Genomic DNA, 18136 nt, shown 5'->3' on the forward strand with positions numbered 1-18136 from the left:
GTTCGCAGACCCTCGACCGTGATACAAATACCGGTATAAGAATTGGATTCAGGGGAGTGGTTCACCATGGTCGAACTCAAGTCGGACACCGCCCTCGCCGGCATGCGCGAAGCCGGGAGGGTCGTCGCCAACGCGCTGGCGGCCGTGCAGCGGGAGGCGGTGGTGGGCGTCAGCCTGCGGGAGCTGGACGAGGTGGCGCGGGGTGTCCTCGCCGCCGCCGGGGCGACCTCGCCGTTTCTCGGCTACCGGCCGTCCTTCGCGCCCGTGCCCTTCCCGGCCGTCATCTGCGCCTCCGTCAACGACGCCGTCGTGCACGGCATCCCGAACGGCTACCGGCTGCGCGACGGCGACCTGGTGAGCATCGACTGCGGCGCCGTCCTGGACGGCTGGTGCGGCGACTCCGCCGTCAGCTTCACGGTCGGCGCCGCCCGCCCCGAGGACGACGCGCTGATCGCCGCCGCCCGGCACGCGCTGGAGGCCGGGATCGCCGCCGCAGTGGCCGGCAACCGGATCGGCGACATCGCCCACGCCATCGGCAGGTCGGCCCGCGCCGGGCGCTACGGGCTGCTCGACGGCTACGGCGGCCACGGGATCGGCCGACGGATGCACGAGGATCCGCACGTCCCCAACGAGGGCCGCCCGGGCCGGGGTTACCCGCTGCGCCCGGGCCTGGTGCTGGCCATCGAGCCGATGCTGACGGCCGGCGGCCGCGACGACTACGACACCGACCCCGACGGCTGGACCCTGCGCACCACCGACGGCACCCGCGCCGCCCACGTCGAGCACACCGTCGCCGTCACCGAGGACGGCCCGCAGATCCTGACTCTTCCCTGACAAGTGACCGACGCCACGCGCTGCTCCCCGTCCCGCCGGAGTACCGTGCGGGGCATGACCGATCAGGACTTCACCACGCAGGTCACGGTGCGCGGCTACGAGACCGACACCCAGGGCCACCTCAACCAGGCCGTCTACCTGCAGTACGCCGAGCACGCCCGCTGGGAGTACCTCCAGGCGGCCGGGATCCGCCAGGCCGACCTCGTCGCCAAGGGCGTGGGCCCGGTGGTGCTGGAGACCACGGTGAAGTACCTGCGGGAACTGCGAGCCGGGGACACGGTGGAGATCAGCTGCGCGTTCAGCTGGCGGGAGGGCAAGACCTTCCAGGTGGTGCAGCGGCTGGTCCGCGAGGACGGCGTGCTGGCCGCGGAGATCACCGGGGTGGGCGGCATCCTCGACCTGGCGGAGCGCCGGCTGGTCGGCGACCCGCGCGAGCCGCTGCGCGCCCTCGCCTCGGACCCGGGGCTACTCGGCCTCTGACAACTCCGCCGGCCGCCCCGCACCTGCCGGTGCCGTGCGTCCCGTCGCCGCGTGTACCGGCACCGCGCGGGGCGGGGCCCCCGCCGTCCGGGGCAGGTCGGCGGCGGCGATCAGCGCGGCCAGCCCGGTGGTCACCGGCACCGCCGCGACCAGCCCGATGCTGCCCACCAGGGTGCGGGCGATCTCCTCCGCGACCAGTTCGCTGGTGGCCACGGACACCACCGTCCGGTGGGCGGTGGAGAACAGCAGGAGCAGCGGCAGCGCCGCGCCCGCGTACGCCAGGACCAGGGTGTTCACGGTCGAGGCGATGTGGTCGCGGCCGATCCGCATGCCCGTCCGGTACAGCCGGCCGGCGCCCATCGCCGGATCGGCCTCGTGCAGTTCCCAGACCGCCGAGGTCTGGGTGACCGTCACGTCGAACAGCACGCCGAGCGAGCCGATCACGAACCCGGCCAGCAGCAGGCCCCGGATCTCGATGCCGGGGTAGAGGGTGTGGACGAACCCGGTCTCCTCCGAGGTGTTCCCGGTCAGGTGCGCCCAGGCGGCGAACAGCAGGCTCAGCAGCCCGATCAGCACCAGGGACAGCAGCGTTCCGAGCACCGCCACCGAGGTGCGGGCGGACAGCCCGTGGCACAGGTAGAGGGCGATCAGCATGATCGCGCCGGCGCCGACGACCGCCACCAGCAGCGGGTCCGAGCCGCGCAGGACGGCGGGCAGGATGAACAGCGAGAGCACGGCGAAGCTGATCGCCAGCGCGATCAGCGCGGTAACCCCGCGCCAGCGCCCGATCACCACCACCACGACCGCGAACAGCCCCGCCAGCACGCCCATCGGCAGGTTCCGGTCCACGTCCACCACGCTGTACCGGAGGTCCTCGGGCGCGCCCGGTGCGGCCGCCAGGACGACGCGTTGGCCGAGCCCGTACTGCCGGGGCTCGGACGGGTGGACGACCACGGTGAAGGTGCGGCCCCGGTCCGGGCCGTCCGTGACCTCGACGGTGTCCTGCCCGCAGGTGCCCCGGTCGGCGGGGGCGGGGTCGCCGCAGGGCACCTCCCGGACGGTGGTGACCCGCCCGTGGCGGATCTGCTGGTCGAAGCCGACCCCGGTGTGCCGGTGGGCGGGCACGCCGCCCGGCCAGAGCACCGCCAGGCCGACGGCGACCGCCACCGCGAAGGGGATCAGCACGGCCGCGATCACCTTGCGCAGGTGGGCGGAGACCGGCGCGGCCGGCCCGTGCGCGTGCGCGTGCACCACCGGCACGGCGTGCCCTTCGTGCCCGTCGCCCTCGTGCCCGTCGCCGTCGTGTCCGCCACCCGCGGGCCCGCCACCCGCATGCCCGCCGTGCGGGTTCCCTGCCGTCACCTGACGCCTCCTCGGATTCCCGGGGGATTACCCCACCCCCCGCCAGCCAGCTGCCCGCATGGCCCCAAGTCCACCGCCACAGCAGACTCTTGCGCATGTCGAACACCATCCGTCGTACCGCCGCCGCCACCGTGGCCGCCGCCCTCGCCGTCTCCGCACTCACCGCCCTGCCCGCTGCCGCCGCCCCGGAACACCACGGCGGAGGCGAGCTCGACTGGTCCACCTGCCAGAGCCAGAGCGACCCCCGCCAACAGTGCGCCGACCTCACCGTCCCCCTGGACTACAACGACCCGGACGGCCGACAGATCACGCTCGCCGTCTCCCGGATCGCCACCGCCAAGCCCGGCCTGCGCCACGGCGTGCTGCTGACCGTCCCCGGCGGGCCCGGCGGTTCCGGACTCGGCATCCCCGCGAGCGCCGCCAAGCGCCTCCCGCAGTCCGTCCTGGACCGCTTCGACCTGGTCGGCTTCGACCCGCGAGGCGTCGGCCGCTCCACCCCGGTCAGCTGCGGGCTGGACCACGCCGACCTGGCCATGGTCAACCTGCGCCCCTGGCCCGCCGCCGACGGCTCGATCGACGGGAACCTCGCCACCGAACGCCGGATCGCCGAAACCTGCGCCCGCAACGGCGGCCCGGTGCTGCGCAGCATCTCCACCGCCAACGAGGCCCGGGACATGGACCGGATCCGCCAGGCCCTCGGCGAGCGCAAGCTCTCGCTCTGGGGCACCTCCTACGGCACCTACGCGGGCGCCGTCTACGCCACCGTGTTCCCCCGGCGGACCGATCGGATCGTGCTGGACAGCAACGACGACCCGGATCCGTCGCGGGTCGGCCGCGGCTGGCTGGCCGCCTTCGGCCAGGGCGCGGAGGACCGCTTCCCCGACTTCGCCAAGTGGGCCGCGGCGCCGGACAATCCGGACCGGATCGCGGACACCCCCGAGCAGGTGCGCCCGCTCTTCCTCGACCTCGCCGCCCGCCTGGACGCCGCGCCGCTGCCCTGGCCCGGCGCCAACCCGGCCGAGCTGAACGGCAACGTCCTGCGGGAGACCATGCTGGAGAGCCTGTACGCGGACGCCAAGTTCCCCGATCTGGCCCGGCTGATGGTGGCCGGTCTCGGCCGACGCCCGCTGCCCGCACCGGTCCTGCCGCCCGAGCAGGCGGTGCAGAACACCATCGCGGTCTCCGTCGGAACCCTCTGCAACGACGTCAGCTGGCCCTCCGATCCGACCGGCTACGCCGAGGGCGTCGCCGCCGACCGCGCCGCCCGTCCGCTCACCGCGGGCATGCCGGTGAACGTGATGCCCTGCGCCTTCTGGCCGTTCAAGCCCGCCGAGCCGCCGGTGCGGGTGAGCGACCGCGGACCGGCGAACGTCCTGCTGGCCCAGAACCTGCGGGACCCGGCCACCCCGTACCGGGGTGCGCTCAGGCTCCGTGCCGCCCTCGGCGACCGCGCCAGGATGGTCACCGTGGACTCCGGAGGCCACGACGTCTACCTGGCGAACGGGAACGCCTGCGGCGACGCGGCGGTGACGGACTTCCTGGTGACGGGCCGTCGACCGGGCGGGGACGTGCTCTGCCCGGCGGGCTGACGTCCGGCAGTTCGTACGGGGAGACAACGGGCCGTGGGCGAACGGCCCTTGTCCCTCCGTGGGCCTCCATTCGACCCTCGCACATGGGTCGAACCTGTCGCGATTTTGTGACAATAGTTCGCCAACACGCCGCCCGCCGCGGGGATTCGCGGCCTTAATGTTCGAACTATGTCACCGAAGAGCCGCATACCTGCCCCGGACCCGGGCGACACCTGGGTACCCCGCCCCCGGCGCCGACAGACCCCGCTCGGAATCCTGCGCCATGCGGCGACCTTCCTCGGCTCCAGCGTGCTGGGCGGCGTCCTGCTGGCGGGCCTGATCCTCCCGGGGGCGGGCGCGGTCGGCCTCGGCGCCAAGGACGGCGCCGAGGGCTTCGAGAGCATCCCCGACGACTTCAAGACCCCGCCGCTCACCCAGGCCACCCAGATCTACGACGCCAAGGGCGGCCTGATCGCGAAGGTCTACGAGCGCGACCGCACCGTGCTGACCGCCGAGCAGATGTCACCGCTGATCCGCAAGGCCCAGGTGGACATCGAGGACGCGCGCTTCTACGAGCACGGCGCGGTGGACCTCAAGGGCGTCCTGCGGGCGATCACCAAGAACGCCGAGAGCGGAGCCGCCGTGCAGGGCGCCTCCACCCTCACCCAGCAGTACGTGAAGAACGTCAACGTCGAGATGGCCGGGGACGATCCGGTGGCGGTGCGCGAGGCCCAGCGCAAGACCCTCGGCCGCAAGATCCAGGAACTCCGGTACGCCATCAAGCTGGAGGAGGACCTCTCCAAGGAGCAGATCCTCACCAACTACCTGAACATCACCTTCTACGGCCACCAGGCGTACGGCATCCAGGCCGCCTCCCAGCGCTACTTCAGCAAGGACGCCAAGGACCTCACCCTCCCCGAGGCGGCGATGCTCGCCGGGCTGGTGCAGAACCCGTCCCAGTACGACCCCAGGCTTCACCCGGTGGCCGCCCAGAAGCGCCGGGACACCGTGCTCGACAAGATGGTCGAGAACACGCACATCTCCGCCGACCAGGCGAAGGAGGCGAAGGCCGCCCCGCTCGGCCTGAACTACCGCGACCCGCAGAACGGCTGCATCACCGCCCAGGCCGGCATGGGCTTCTTCTGCGACTACGTCCGCCACGTGGTCAAGCAGGACCCGGCCTTCGGCAAGAGCGCCGCCGAGCGCAAGAAGCTCTGGGACACTGGCGGCCTGAACATCTACACCACCCTCGACCCCGACAAGCAGGCCGCCGCCCAGAACGCCGTGTCCACCAAGGTGTACGTCACCGACCCGGTCTCGGCGGCGATGACGATGGTCGAGCCCGGCACCGGCAAGATCCTGGCGATGGCCCAGACCCGCCCCTACGGCCTGGCGAAGGAGAAGAACCAGACCGTCGTCAACCTCAACGTGGACGCGGCGATGGGCGGGGGCATCGGCTTCCAGCCCGGTTCCAATTTCAAGCCGATCGTGGCCGCCGCCGCCCTGGAGGCCGGGCTGCCGCCCACCCAGCAGTACGACTCGCCGAACCGGATGGACTGGCCGACGATGAAGACCTGCGACGGCACCTGGAAGAACCTCAGCAGGGGCAAGAAGGACGGGGTCATCCCCAACGAGAGCCCGAGTGAGAAGGGCCCGTACGCACTCAAGCAGGCCATGGCGCTCTCCGTGAACACCTACTTCGTGCAGATGGAGCAGGAGATCGGGCTCTGCGCCGTCAGGCAGATGGCCAACAAGCTGGGCGTGACGGCCAAGGCGAGCGGCGACCCGCTCCAGGAGGTGCCGGCCCTGGGCCTCGGCACCCAGGAGGTCAGCCCGCTGACCATGGCGAACGTCTACGCGACCTTCGCCGCCCGGGGCGACTACTGCGCGCCGCTGGCGGTCAACCGGATCACCACCGTGGACGGCAAGGACGTCCCGGTGCCGCCGGCCCGCTGCAACCGGGTGATGTCCACCGACACCGCCGACGTGATCAACAGCGTGCTGCTCGGGGTGACCGAGAAGGGCGGCACCGCCCGCGACCTCCGGTTGGACGACGACCGCCAGATCGCCGGCAAGACCGGCACCACGGACGAGAAGAAGTCCGCCTGGTTCACCGGCTACACCGGCAACCTGTCCGGCTCGGTCTGGCTGGGCAGCCCGGGCACCAAGGTGCCGATGCGCAACATCCGGATCGGCGGCCAGTACCAGGCCGAGGTGTTCGGGGCGACCGGTCCGGGACCGATCTGGCAGAAGGCGATGAGCGACGCCGTCCGCACCGTGCCGGACAAGGAGTTCACCACCGTCTACATCCCGGACCCGGTCAGGCACGACCCCGGCTGCGCCACCCCCGGCGCCTCGCCCGGCTCGGCCACCTGCACCGGAGCGCCCAGCCCGGGCGAGACCGGCAGGCCGCACGGCACCAACCCCGCCCCCGGCGGCCCGTCCACCCGCTACACCCCGACCACCCCGCCGGACCCCGAGGACCAGTGAGCCCCGCACGGCGAACGGCCCTTGCCCCCGTGGGCCTCGGGGCAGGGCAGTCGCCGTGGGCGGCGCGGCTACCGCGCCTCGACCGGCTCGCCGCTGTCCTGGTCGAGGTTGAACACCCGCCGGTAGGAGTCGGTGACCACGGTGATCTGCGTCCGCCCGGTCCAACTCGCCCCCACCAGCCGGGCGCCGTCCGGTGCGCCGCCGACTTCCGCCAGCAGCCAGCGCCGGGCCGACCAGCCCTCGCCGCTCTCCAGCAGCACCTGCCAGTGCTCACCGGCCTGCGGCCCGGAGCCGTACGAGCGGTGCACCACCACCAGGGCCCGCTCGGCGCCGGCCGGGGCGTCCTCCCGGCTGCGGGTCTCGGCCGCCGACACCTTGTGCGCGGCCAGCACCCCGAGCAGGAACACCACCCCGGCGGTCACCGTGACCGCCCGGGTGGCCGTCCGTACGGCGGTGCGGCGGTCGCTCAGCCAGGCGGCGGCGATCATCGCGGCCAGCGCGCCGCCGAGCAGCAGCTCCGGCCGGTTCAGCAGGTCGGCGACCAGCATCAGGCCGCCGGAGCGGCTCTCCCACTGCCCCTCGGTGTACAGCAGCACGGCCACCGCCCCGCAGGCCAGCAGCACCCGGATGAGGGCCCGCCTGGCGTGCGGCGTCCGGCCGTCCCGGCGCTCGTTCATCGTCCCCCCGGTCATGTGGTCACAGCTCCGCGAGAAGTTTCCGGCCCTCCGGCCAGTCGCCCAGCCCCGAGTCCGAGTTGAGGTGCCCGTGCGCGCCCGGCTCGACGTAGCGGGCGCCCCAGGCCGCGGCGAACTCCCGGGCCCGTGCGGGAGTCACCCACGGATCGTCGGTGGAGGAGACCACCACCGTCGGGAACGGGAAGCGCTCCAGCGCCACGGGCCGGAAGCCCAGCAGCTCCGGCACCTCGGCGGTGTCGACGTCCGCCGGGGCGACCAGCAGCGCGCCCCGCACGGCGGCGGTCCGCGCGGCCGAGGCCCCCGCCACCCAGCGGGCCGCGGTGACGCAGCCCAGGCTGTGCGCGACCAGCACGACCGGCCCCTCGGCGGCGGCCGCCTCCACCGCCGCGTCCACCCGGGCCACCCAGTCGTCCTGCTCCGGGTGGTCCCAGTCCGCCTGCTCGACCCGGCGGAAGGCCTCCGGCTCGGCGGCCTCCCAGCGGGTCTGCCAGTGCGCGGGGCCGGAGTTCTGGTAGCCGGGGAGGACGAGATAGGTGGTGCGGTCGGGCATGGTTCCTCCGGGAGGCGGTCGGGCTGACTGCTGGGAATGGACGTCCGGTGGACGGACGGTGGGCGGTCGGTGGACGGGCAGCACGAGAGTCTAGGCCGCGCCCGCCGCGGCGCCGTAGCCGGGCGCCGCACCCGATCGGCAGGCCCGCTCCCCGAGTCTTTCGCCGCACCCGCGACCGCACCCGCCACCGCCCCCGGCGCGCACGGCTCGTGACCGGCGCATGAGCCGGGTGATGCGCCGCCGTGCACCCGGTGCGCCCTGTTGCCAACGGCGCGGCCGGTACGGGAGGTTGGACCGGGCCCGAGTGGCGGCGACCACCGCCCCCGGTCCCGACCAGGCCTGACGCTCGATCACGTGGAGGGATGTCGGCGATGGCATCGAAGATCCTGCTCGTCACCGGGGACGCCGCCGAGTCGCTGGAGGTGTTCTACCCGTACCAGCGGCTGCGCGAGGAGGGCTACCAGGTCGACATCGCGGCCCCGACCAAGAAGCGCCTGCAGTTCGTGGTGCACGACTTCGTGGACGGCTACGACACGTACACGGAGAAGCCCGGCTACACCTGGCCCGCCGACCTCGCGCTGGCCGACGTCGACCCGGCCGACTACGTCGCCCTGGTCATCCCCGGCGGCCGCGCCCCCGAGTACCTGCGCAACGACCCGGAGGTGCAGCGGATCGCCCGGCACTTCTTCGACGGGGACAAGCCGGTCGCCCAGATCTGCCACGGCCCGCTGATCACCGCCGCCGCCGGACTGCTCGACGGCCGCCGCACCTCCGCCTATCCCGCGCTCGCCCCGGACATCAAGGCGGCGGGCGCAGAGTTCGTGGAGGGCGAGGCGGTGGTGGACGGCGTGGTCGTCTCGGCCCGGGCCTGGCCCGACCACCCGGCGTGGCTGCGGGCCTTCATCGAGGTGCTGCGCACCAAGGCCCCGCTGAACTGATCCCGCTCCGCCCGTACCCCGAGAGAACTCGGGGTACGGCTCCGGGGCCTGGCCGGGGCCGCGGGCCCTCCTCCAGGCTGATGACCGCCGCCGCTCGCCCTGCCATGGTGTCAACGGCCTTGGGACAAGCTGGGGTTGTCGGGATTCCGGTGGTCTCGGACCCCGGCCCCCGGAGTGCCGCGCTCGCCCCTTCCGCCGTACCCGGCCTCGTACCCGGCCTCGCCCGCGCCGCGCCCTGACCGGCCCCCTACGCTGACCGGCGACAGACCGCCGACCGTCACGCCAGGAGGACGAGCCATGGCAGAACCGCTGATCGCCGCCGTCGGGGGCAAGGCGCCCGCCGTCGACCCGGGTGCCTTTCTCGCGCCCAACGCGGTCGTGGTGGGTGACGTCACCGTCGCCGCCGGCGCGAGCATCTGGTACGGCGCCGTGCTGCGCGGCGACGCCGAGTCGATCGCCGTCGGCGCGGGCAGCAACATCCAGGACAACTGCACCCTGCACGCCGACCCCGGCTTCCCGCTGGTGGTCGGCGAGCGCGTCTCGGTCGGCCACAACGCGGTGCTGCACGGCTGCACCGTCGAGGACGACGTCCTGGTGGGGATGAGCGCCACCGTCCTCAACGGCGCCCGGATCGGCGCGGGCTCGCTGGTGGCGGCCGGTGCCGTGGTCACCCAGGGCGTGGACGTCCCGCCCGGCTTCCTGGTCGCGGGCGTACCGGCGAAGGTCCGCCGCCCGCTGACCGAGGAGGAGAGGACCGGCATCAAGGCCAACGGTGACGGGTATCTGCTGCTCGCCGAGGCCCACCGGCGGATCTGAGGCGTTTCCCCGCGGCCGCCGGGGCGTGTCTGACAATTCGCATCGGAGCGGCGCCCGGCGGGAAGTGTCAGACACGCCCTACAGCCGGTCGTAGACGGCGGACAGCCGGTGCAGCACCTCGGCGGCCCGGTCGAGGGCCTCCTCGTCGTAGTCGTCGAGGTCGCTGTGCAGGGCCTCGGCCAGCGCCTGCTGGCGCTGCCGGTGGCGGTCGCGGCCCGCGTCGGTGAGGGTCACCAGGACGGAGCGCTTGTCCTCGGGCGGGCGGGTGCGGGTGACGTAGCCAGCGTTGACCAGGCCGTTCACCAGCTGTGTGGTGGCGGCGCCGGTGGTCTCGGTGCCGGCGGCGAGCTGGGTGATGGTGAGTGGCCCCTGCTCGGCCAGGGTGCGCAGGGCCCGGGCGTGGGTGAGGGAGAGGGCCCCCGGGGTGCGGGTGGCGCGGCCGCGCAGTCGGGCGTCGGCGGCGCTGAGGCGGTAGGCGGCGCGGGCCAGGCGGTCGAGTGCCTGGGCGCGTCCGCGGGTGGGCGGCGGCTCGGCCATGGGCGGTGTCCTCCTCGGTGGTCGAGTGGGTCGAGCGGGTTGACAGCAGCCTAGCCTCAGTACTTAATGAATAAGTACTTAATCGCTAAGTACTTATCTATCTATCCAGAAGGAGACCCCCATGACCATCCGTTCCACCGGCCAGAGCTGGGCCCTGGACGTCGCCCTCGCCCAGGGCGGCTTCGACGCCCTGCACCCCGAGGCCGTCGGGACCATGGAACAGCTCGGCCATGACCACACCGACTTCGCGAAGGTGTTCGCACTGGTCAGGAGCGGCGCGATGCTGCCCAAGGCGTGGGCCACGGTGGCCGGCCAGGCCGAGGAGCGCGCCGCGCACCACGAGCGCGGGGGATTCGCCCAGACCGCCGCCGACCTCTACCTGCGGGCGGCGGTGATGTGGGGCCGGGCGCAGTACTCGATCTTCGACGCCGCCGATCCGCGCAAGGCGGCCATGCGCGCCCGCGCCAACCACTGCGTGGAGCGTCTCGGCGCGCTGCGCGACGGCCGGGTGCGGCGCGTGGTGCTGGACTTCGAGGGCTCGCGGATCCACGCCCTGCTGCACCTGCCGGCCGGCCGGGTCGAGAACGCGCCCGCCGTCATCCTCGGCCCGGGGATGGACATGATCAAGGAGGACTACATCTGGGCGGCGGAGCGCTACTACACCTCCCGCGGCATGGTCGCGCTGTCCATCGAGGGCCCGGGCCAGGGCGAGACCCGGGCCGGCGGACTGACCGTCGACCTCGGCAACTACGAGCGGGCGATCGGCCGCTACCTCGACCACCTGGCCTCGCTCCCGGAGGTGGACGCGGAGCGGATCGGCATGTTCGGCATCTCGATGAGCGGTTACTGGGGCTCCCGGGCCGCCGCCACCGACCGCCGGCTGGCCGCGCTCGCCGCCTTCGAGGCCGTCACCGGGGACTTCGCGACGATCTTCGAGCGCGCCCAGCCGACCTTCAAGAACAACTACATGTACATGGCCGGGTACACCGACGAAGAGGCCTTCGACCGCGACCTGGCCCACCGGATGCCGCTCGGCGACCTGGTCGCCGACATCACCTGCCCGGTGCTCTACGGCATCGGCGAGTTCGACGAGCTGACCGACCTGGGCCAGGCCCTGGAGAGCTTCGAGCGCATCCGGGCTCCCAAGGAGCTGCGGGTCTACGAGGACGAGTTCCACCCGCTGGGCGGGGTGGCCGCCGAGGCCTTCCGCTTCGGCGCGGAGTGGCTGGAGCGGGCCCTCGGCGGCGAGTTCGCCGACCCGGGCCGCGACGTGCGCCACCACGTCCACCGCGACGGACGCACCACCGACGGAACCGCCGACCCGGCCTGGTGGCTCGGCGCCGCCCCGGTGGCGCTCGGCGAACTGCGCCGGGGCTGAGCGGCCGGAGGGCGGCGCTCGTCTGAGCGGCCGGGCTACGGGGCTCGGCCGGGTCGTCGCGCTACGGCGTCGGGGCCGGAGCGGCGCCCGCCGGTTCCCCCGCCGGTTCCCCCGCCGGCTCCGCTGCCGGTCCCCCCGCCGGTTCGACCGGCGCGGGGGCCGGCGGGCGCCGGTCGGCGGCCCAGGCCAGCACCGCGACGACGGCGCCGGAGGCGGCCAGGCCCGAGCCCACCAGGGTGGGGGAGGTCCAGCCGAACCCGGCGTCCAGCGCCAGCCCGCCGAAGTACGCCCCCTGGGCGTTGGCCAGGTTGAAGGCGCCCTGCACCGTGGCCGAGGCCAGCGTGGGTGCGCTGCGCGCCTTGCGCATGACCAGGGTCTGCACCGCCGGGACGATCGCGAAGCCGAACAGTCCGATCAGCACCACCGTGACGGCCGCCGACCAGCGGGCGTGCGCGGTCACGGCGAGCAGCGCCAGGGCGGCCGAGAGCAGGACGAAGGCCGCGCAGACGGTGGGGCGCAGCGCCCGGTCGGCGGCGAACCCGCCGAGCACGTTGCCGATCGTCATCCCCACCCCGAACAGCGCCAGCACCAGGGTCACCGAGCCGGTCGCATACCCCGAGACCTCGGTGAGCAGCGGTGCGATGTAGCTGTAGCAGGCGAACAGTCCGCCGCAGCCCAGCACCACGGTGGCAAGCGCCAGCCAGAGCTGCCCGCTGCGGAAGGCCCGCAGCTCGTGCCGCAGCCCGGACTGGGCGGGGGAGGGGAGGGCGGGCACCAGCCGGGCGATGGCGAGCGTCCCGGCTGCGGCGGTCAGCACCACCACCAGCATGGTCGCCCGCCAGCCCAGGTGCTGGCCGAGGAGGGTGGCGGCCGGGACGCCGACGATGTTGGCGACGGTCAGCCCGGAGAACATCACCGCGACCGCCCGTGCCCGCCGGTCCGGCGCCACCAGCTCGGCGGCGGCCACCGCCCCGGCCCCGAAGAAGGCGCCGTGCGGAAGTCCGGTGATCAGCCGGGCGGCGGCCAGGGTCCAGAAATCGGGCGCCAGCGCGCACAGCAGGTTGCCGGTCGCGAACAGCCCGGCGAGCGAGACCAGCACCGCCTTGCGGGGCTTGCCCGCGGCCAGCGCGGTGAGCAGCGGCGCGCCGGCCACCACCCCCAGCGCGTAGGCGGAGATCAGCCAGCCCGCCCGCGGGATGGAGACGTGCAGACCGTCGGCGACCTGGGGGAGCAGCCCCATGGCGGCGAATTCGGTGGTGCCGATGGCGAAAGCGGTGACGGCCAGCGCGAACAGCGCGAGAGGCAAGGGGGTGACTCCGGGGTGACGCCCGCGCCCGGGACTGCACGCGGCGGTGATTCGTTCACCGGGAATTCTAATCCGGCCGGATGACGCCCTCGTGAGCCCCGTGTGACGAGCGGGGACCGGGTGACCGAAGAAGGTCGCCGATGCGGCCGCCGCGCGGGAGACTGGGGTCATGTGCCGCAACATCAAGACGCTGCGACCGCCCGTGACGCCCGACGCCGACGAGGAGGACTTCCGCGCCGCCGCGCTGCAGTACGTCCGCAAGGTGTCCGGCTTCCGCGCCCCGGCCGCGCGCAACCGCGAGGCCTTCGACCGGGCCGTGGACGCGGTCGCCGAGGCCACCGCCCGGCTGCTCGACGAGCTGGAGGTCCGCAGCTCGCACGCCCGGGCCGCGGAGGCCACCGTCTGAGGCCCGGCGCGTACGGGCCGCCCAGGGAGCAGGAGCCGGTGATGAACCCCGCCAACCGTTACGCCCTCACCTTCCCCGGCATGCCCGGTACCCAGGCCCCGCAGGACGTGGTCGTGGTGGCCCGGACCGATGCCAAGGGCCCGGGCGGACACCCCGTGTACGAGGACGACAGTGGGATCGTCCGGGCCGAGATCAGCGACGCGGGGGAGGTCCGGATGCTCGCCAGCGGCGGCCACCAGACCCCGCACCTGCCGGTGCACGCCCATCCGCTGCCATAGGGCCTGTCCCCGCAGGGCTCGTCCGCCGTACGGGCCGTCCTCGAACTCCCGCCCGCGCGGCGGTCCGTGGGGCACAATCGCTCCATGACCACAGCGATCTGGCAGGGGACCGTCGTCGCCCGGAGCGAGGACACCGTCGTCGTCGAGGGCAACCACTACTTCCCGCTCGACTCCGTCCGGGCCGAGTTCCTGCGGCCCTCCGACACCACCACGGTGTGCGGCTGGAAGGGCACCGCCAACTACTACACGCTGGAGGTGGCCGGGCGGAGCAACCCGGACGCCGCCTGGTACTACGCCGACCCGAAGCCCGGTGCGGAGCACGTCCGGGGCCGGGTGGCCTTCTGGCGCGGCGTGGAGATCACCGAGTAGCGCGCGACGCGCCGCCCCCGGCCCGTCTGCGGGTCGGGGGCCGGTCGTCGGGGGCCGGTCGTCGGGGGCCGGGTCAGGCGGCCGGTGGCGGGGCGACCGCTCCGTGACCCTCCTTGACGCCGTTCACCATCGCCTGGTGGACGGCCCGCGCGGTGCTCTCGTCCGCCGCGGGCACCGGACTGCCGGAGACCGTGTACCAGTCGAGCGCGCCGGTGTACTGGACCGTCAGCCGGGCCTCGCCGTCCACCCACGTGGTGTGCACCGTGAGGTCGCCGGAGATCGGCCCGACCTCGGCGGTGGTGACCCCTCCGGGGCCGCTGATGATCGACTGGGTGGTCCAAGTCGCCCACGAGGTGCGCGGGTCCGCGGCCGGCCGGGCCTGTCGGCCGGCTTGATCGTGTTCGGTCATGCGCCTATCCTCCCCCGCCGGTGAGCCGCCGCCCGGGCAGTGACACCTGCGGTCGCAGGGACCGCCCGATTCGGTCGGGCGGTCGGATGGGTGTGGCGGACGGTCAGCTGTTCGCGCCGGGTTCGTCCAGCATGGAGTCGCCCTCCGCCTGGGAGGTGTCCTGTGCGTGCAGGTTCTGCATCGAGGTGATGCCCTCCTCGGGATCTGCGGCGCGGACGTCCTCCTCGCGGTCGGTGCTCACCCCGGAGCGTTCGCTCATGTCGGTCATCGCGGGCTCCGTCTCCTCGGCCGGTCCCGGCAACGCCCGGGCCGGGGGCGTGGCTGGGCGGGTCTGTCTGTAGCCCCTCCAGCCTGCCTCCGGCCCGGCGAAGAGGCCAGTCGGGTGACCGTGCGCTCCCGCCGCCGAGGCCGCTCCCGCCGCCGCCCGACGCTCCCGCGCGGCGGCCGGTCGGGCTCACCAGGTCACGGGCAGCGACCGCATCCCGTAGATGAACGATTCGGTACGGAACTCCCGCTCACCCTGCGTGACGGCCAGCCGCAGGCCGGGCAGCCGCCGGAACAGGGTCTCCAGGGCGACCTGGAGCTCGGCACGGGCCAGCGGCTGGCCCAGGCACTGGTGCACGCCGAAGCCGAACGCCATGTGCCGCCGGGCGTCGCGGTCCAGGTCCAGCTCGTCCGTGGGCCGACGGCCGGCGCCGCCGAACACCTCCTCCTCCCGGTTGGCGGTGGAGACCATCGCGATCACGCCCTCCCCGGCCCGGACCGTGACGCCGCCCAGTTCCACGTCCTCCAGCGCGACCCGGGGCAGCCCGGTGTGCACGATGGTCAGCAGGCGCAGCAGCTCCTCCACCGCGCCGGGCAGCGCGTCCGGGTCGGCGAGCCGGGCGATCTGCTCGGGCTGCTCCAGCAGCAGAGCGGTCGACAGCGAGATCATGTTCGCGGTCGTCTCGTGCCCGGCTATCAGCAGCAGGACCCCGGTGCTGGCGACCTCGTCCAGGGTCAGGTCGTCCCGCACGGCGAGTCGGCTGAGGATGTCGTCCTCCGGCCGCTCGCGCTTGCGGGCCGCCAGGGTGCGCAGGTACTCCAGGACCTCGTCCCGGGCCGCCTTGAGCTGCTCCGTGGTGCTCTCCCGGCTGAGCAGGGTGCGGCTCAGGCCCTGGAAGCGGTCGCGGTCCCCGTACGGCACACCGAGCAGCAGGCAGATCACCAGCGAGGGCACCGGCAGCGCGAACTCGGCCACCAGGTCGGCCTCGGTGCGGCCCTCGGTCATCCGGTCCAGCGCCTCGTCCACGATCCGCTGGATGTCCGGACGCAGCGCGGCCACCCGCTTGACCAGGAACTCGCCGGTGACCATGCGGCGCTGCCGGGCGTGCTCGGGGTCGTCGAGCCGCAGGAAGCTCGGGTTGTCGGTGATCAGCGTCTCGCGGCCGCCGGGGACCAGCAGCGGGAACGCCGGGTGGCGCACGTCGGCGCTGAAGCGGCGGTCGGACAGGACGGTACGGACCTCGGCGTAGCCGGTCGCCAGCCAGCAGGAGCTGCCGTCGGGCAGGTCGGCGCGGGTCATCGGGCCGGTGGCGGCGGCCTCGGTGTAGGCGGGCGGCGGGGCGAACGGGCAGCGGCTGGAGTGCGGGGCCGGCAGGGGGACGGCCTGGGCGGTGGGTGTGGTGGTCACGGTGGGGGTCTCCTCGCGTCGCGGGGTGCTGGTGTCGAGGTGTCCTCGTGGGGTCGTGGGGTCTTCGGTGGGGTGGTGGTGTGCTCGTGGGGTGGTGGTGTGCTCGTGGGGCCGTGGGTCGAACGGCCCGCCGGTCAGGCCCCGCCCTGGCCCGCCCCGTCCTCGGTGACGGTGATCGCGCCGCCCGGGCAGAGTTCGGCGGCCAGTCGGACGTCCTCGAACTGGTCCGGCTGGACGTTGGTCTGACGAAGCCTCACCAGACTGTCCTGTTCGTCCTGGTCGAAGACCGCGGGGACGTTCATGACGCACATCCCGGAGCTGCAGCAACGGTCCCGGTCGACGCTCACCTGCATGTCGGGCACCTCTCTCCAGTGCGCCGCCGGCTGCCCGGCGGCCGCCTCTCGTTGTCATCGCCAACCTAACCGCCGCTCGTCCGTCCACGGAGTGCGCGGCGGCCGGATCGCGGAGATTGGCCGATTCGCTCCTCGTTCCAAATCGCCTGTGTGCAATTGGGTTTGAGCTGACGTCAGGCCGTCGGGCGGCGCACGACGCTGAGCCGAGGGTGCGGTTCACAGGCCCTCGGCGGCCGCCAGCTCCCGTACGGTGGCGACGGTGTCCGCCTCGGTGGCGCTCTTGTCCGACCGGTAGCGCACCACCCGGGCGAACCGCAGCGCCAGCCCGGCGGGGTAGCGGGGGCTGCGCTGGAGGCCGTCGAAGGCGATCTCGACGACCAGTTCCGGCCGGACCCACACCGTCCGGGCGTCCCGCTCGGTCTCCCGGGCGAGCAACTCGGCGGTCTGCCAGGCGAGGGTCGCGTCGGTCAGCCCCTTGAAGGTCTTGCCGAGCATCACCCACGGGCCGAGGCCCGGCTCGCCCGCGGTCGCCCGGGCCGCCAGGTGCAGATTGCTCAGGTACCCCTGCCGGCGACCGCTGCCCCACTCGGCGGCCAGCACGACCAGGTCCAGGGTGTGCCGGGGCTTCACCTTGATCCAGCCCGCCCCGCGCCGCCCCGCCGCGTACCCGGCCGCCGGGTCCTTCACCAGCACGCCCTCGTGGCCGAGCGCCAGCGCCTCCCGGAAGAACGCCAGCGCCTGCGCCCGGTCCCCGGTCTCCCTCCGGGCGACCCGCAGTACCTCCGGCACCGCCTCGTCCAGCGCCGTCCAGCGCTCCCGGCCCGGCCGGTCCACCAGGTCCTCGCCGTCCCGGTGCAACAGGTCGAAGAAGTAGACACTGAGCGGCACTTCGGCCCGCAGCCGGTCCGGATCCCGCCGGGAGGCGGAGCGCGCCGCGGTCTCCTGGAACGGGCGCGGCCGCCCGTCCGGACCGAGCGCGATCGCCTCGCCGTCCAGCACCGCCGTCCGCACCGGCAACGCGAGCGCTGCCTCCACCACCTCGGGCACCCGCGCGGTGATGTCGTCCAGGCTGCGGGTGAACACCGCGACCTCGCCGCCGTCGCGGTGCACCTGCACCCGGATCCCGTCCAGCTTCCACTCCACCCCCGCCGGCCCGGTGCGCTCCAGGGCCGACGCCACATCCGGCGCCGAAGCCGCCAGCATCGGCCGCACCGCCCGTCCCACCTCCAAGCCGAACGCCGCCAGCGCCGCCGCGCCGCCCTGCAGCGCCGCCCGCGCCACCGCCCGCGCCGACCCCCGGAACATCAACGCCCGCCGCACCGCCGCCACCGGCACCCCGGCCGCCTGAGCCACCGCCTCCCCGACCAGCGCGTCCAAGGCCCCCTGCCGCAGATCCCCGACCAGCACCGCCCGCAGGAACCCCTGCTCCACCTCCGTCGCCCGTCCGAACAGCTCCACCAGCAACCGCCGCCGCTCCGCCTGCGACCCCGGCCCGCGCACCCCCGCGAGCCGCTCCAGCTCCCGCTCCGCCTCCCGCACCCCCAACGAGGCCTCCGCCGCCGGCCCCGGCAGGTCCCGCAGGGCCGCCCCCACCCCCCCCCGGCCCCCACCCCCCCCCCCACCCCCCCACCCCCCACCCCCCCCCCCCCCCCCCCCCCCCCCCCCCCCCACCACCCCCCCCCCCCCCCCACCCAC

General features: G+C 74.0%; 19 protein-coding genes and 1 pseudogene. 10 read left to right on the plus strand and 10 right to left on the minus strand.

All coding sequences use genetic code 11. The features are described 5' to 3' along the window. Positions 1–66 precede the first annotated feature (66 nt). Together map and ACFV1W_RS26180 are read left to right on the plus strand one after the other, a co-directional pair. Entirely contained in the window at positions 67–834 is a 768-nt protein-coding gene (gene map, locus ACFV1W_RS26175) for a type I methionyl aminopeptidase (RefSeq protein WP_380419677.1), read from the plus strand. Positions 835–888: 54 nt separating this feature from the next. Next, the gene (locus ACFV1W_RS26180) at positions 889–1314 is read left to right on the plus strand and encodes an acyl-CoA thioesterase (RefSeq protein WP_380419678.1); all 426 of its coding nucleotides are present in this window, start codon (positions 889–891) and stop codon (positions 1312–1314) included. Here ACFV1W_RS26180 and ACFV1W_RS26185 read toward each other — a convergent pair. Further along, on the minus strand, positions 1300–2676 hold the full coding sequence (locus ACFV1W_RS26185) for a YibE/F family protein (protein ID WP_380419679.1): 1377 nt from the start codon (positions 2674–2676) through the stop codon (positions 1300–1302). The genes ACFV1W_RS26180 and ACFV1W_RS26185 overlap by 15 nt on opposite strands. A 95-nt stretch (positions 2677–2771) precedes the next feature. Here ACFV1W_RS26185 and ACFV1W_RS26190 point away from each other — a divergent pair, with 95 nt between their 5' ends. Both ACFV1W_RS26190 and ACFV1W_RS26195 read left to right on the plus strand, forming a co-directional pair. After that, a complete protein-coding gene (locus tag ACFV1W_RS26190; protein ID WP_380419680.1) occupies positions 2772–4265 on the plus strand; it encodes an alpha/beta hydrolase in 1494 nt (497 codons plus the stop codon). A gap of 168 nt (positions 4266–4433) precedes the next feature. Beyond that, positions 4434–6734, plus strand: coding sequence for a transglycosylase domain-containing protein (locus tag ACFV1W_RS26195; protein ID WP_380419681.1), 2301 nt, complete (start codon positions 4434–4436; stop codon positions 6732–6734). A gap of 68 nt (positions 6735–6802) precedes the next feature. Here the strand turns inward: ACFV1W_RS26195 and ACFV1W_RS26200 are convergent, their stop codons facing one another. Continuing rightward, positions 6803–7426, minus strand: coding sequence for a hypothetical protein (locus ACFV1W_RS26200; RefSeq protein WP_380419682.1), 624 nt, complete (start codon positions 7424–7426; stop codon positions 6803–6805). Positions 7427–7430: 4 nt separating this feature from the next. Continuing rightward, complete coding sequence (locus tag ACFV1W_RS26205; protein WP_380419683.1) at positions 7431–7979, minus strand: RBBP9/YdeN family alpha/beta hydrolase; 549 nt, start codon at positions 7977–7979, stop codon at positions 7431–7433. 371 nt (positions 7980–8350) lie between these two features. Here ACFV1W_RS26205 and ACFV1W_RS26210 point away from each other — a divergent pair, with 371 nt between their 5' ends. Then, a complete protein-coding gene (locus ACFV1W_RS26210) occupies positions 8351–8917 on the plus strand; it encodes a DJ-1/PfpI family protein (RefSeq protein ID WP_380419684.1) in 567 nt (188 codons plus the stop codon). A 297-nt stretch (positions 8918–9214) separates the two neighbouring features. Further along, on the plus strand, positions 9215–9733 hold the full coding sequence (locus ACFV1W_RS26215) for a gamma carbonic anhydrase family protein (protein ID WP_380419685.1): 519 nt from the start codon (positions 9215–9217) through the stop codon (positions 9731–9733). A gap of 78 nt (positions 9734–9811) precedes the next feature. Here ACFV1W_RS26215 and ACFV1W_RS26220 read toward each other — a convergent pair whose 3' ends face one another. Continuing rightward, positions 9812–10270: a MarR family transcriptional regulator gene (locus ACFV1W_RS26220; protein WP_380419686.1), complete on the minus strand. Its 459-nt coding sequence runs from the start codon at positions 10268–10270 to the stop codon at positions 9812–9814. Between the two features lie 121 nt (positions 10271–10391). Between ACFV1W_RS26220 and ACFV1W_RS26225 the strand changes: the two genes are divergently transcribed. After that, complete coding sequence (locus ACFV1W_RS26225) at positions 10392–11648, plus strand: alpha/beta hydrolase (protein ID WP_380419687.1); 1257 nt, start codon at positions 10392–10394, stop codon at positions 11646–11648. A gap of 61 nt (positions 11649–11709) precedes the next feature. On the opposite strand, the gene ACFV1W_RS26230 is transcribed toward ACFV1W_RS26225, so the two are convergent. Then, a complete protein-coding gene (locus ACFV1W_RS26230; RefSeq protein ID WP_380419688.1) occupies positions 11710–12954 on the minus strand; it encodes an MFS transporter in 1245 nt (414 codons plus the stop codon). A 169-nt stretch (positions 12955–13123) separates the two neighbouring features. On the opposite strand from ACFV1W_RS26230, the gene ACFV1W_RS26235 reads away from it, so the two are divergent. The 3 genes from ACFV1W_RS26235 (at position 13124) to ACFV1W_RS26245 (ending at position 14007) form a co-directional block, all read left to right on the plus strand. Further along, a complete protein-coding gene (locus ACFV1W_RS26235) occupies positions 13124–13360 on the plus strand; it encodes a DUF2277 domain-containing protein (protein ID WP_380419689.1) in 237 nt (78 codons plus the stop codon). Positions 13361–13401: 41 nt separating this feature from the next. Next, positions 13402–13638 (plus strand): DUF6296 family protein, encoded by a 237-nt coding sequence (locus ACFV1W_RS26240; protein ID WP_380419690.1) that lies wholly within the window; start codon positions 13402–13404, stop codon positions 13636–13638. Between the two features lie 84 nt (positions 13639–13722). Beyond that, on the plus strand, positions 13723–14007 hold the full coding sequence (locus ACFV1W_RS26245; RefSeq protein ID WP_380419691.1) for a DUF427 domain-containing protein: 285 nt from the start codon (positions 13723–13725) through the stop codon (positions 14005–14007). Positions 14008–14080: 73 nt separating this feature from the next. On the opposite strand, the gene ACFV1W_RS26250 is transcribed toward ACFV1W_RS26245, so the two are convergent. The 5 genes and pseudogenes from ACFV1W_RS26250 to ACFV1W_RS26270 all read right to left on the minus strand — a co-directional run. Continuing rightward, the gene (locus ACFV1W_RS26250) at positions 14081–14416 is read right to left on the minus strand and encodes a hypothetical protein (protein WP_380419692.1); all 336 of its coding nucleotides are present in this window, start codon (positions 14414–14416) and stop codon (positions 14081–14083) included. Between the two features lie 103 nt (positions 14417–14519). Next, entirely contained in the window at positions 14520–14684 is a 165-nt protein-coding gene (locus ACFV1W_RS26255; protein WP_380419693.1) for a hypothetical protein, read from the minus strand. Positions 14685–14870: 186 nt separating this feature from the next. After that, positions 14871–16088, minus strand: a complete 1218-nt coding sequence (locus ACFV1W_RS26260; protein WP_380419694.1) for a cytochrome P450 — start codon at positions 16086–16088, stop codon at positions 14871–14873. A 134-nt stretch (positions 16089–16222) separates the two neighbouring features. Next, positions 16223–16441 carry a ferredoxin gene (locus ACFV1W_RS26265; protein ID WP_380419695.1) on the minus strand — a complete coding sequence of 73 codons (219 nt, stop codon included), beginning with the start codon at positions 16439–16441 and terminating at the stop codon, positions 16223–16225. Between the two features lie 216 nt (positions 16442–16657). Continuing rightward, a pseudogene (locus tag ACFV1W_RS26270) lies at positions 16658–18046 on the minus strand (ATP-dependent DNA ligase); the annotation flags it as partial. Positions 18047–18136: the final 90 nt, after the last annotated feature.

Origin of the sequence: Kitasatospora sp. NPDC059648 (genome assembly GCF_042734825.1) — a bacterium.
In the GTDB taxonomy this organism is placed as follows: Bacteria; Actinomycetota; Actinomycetes; order Streptomycetales; family Streptomycetaceae; genus Kitasatospora.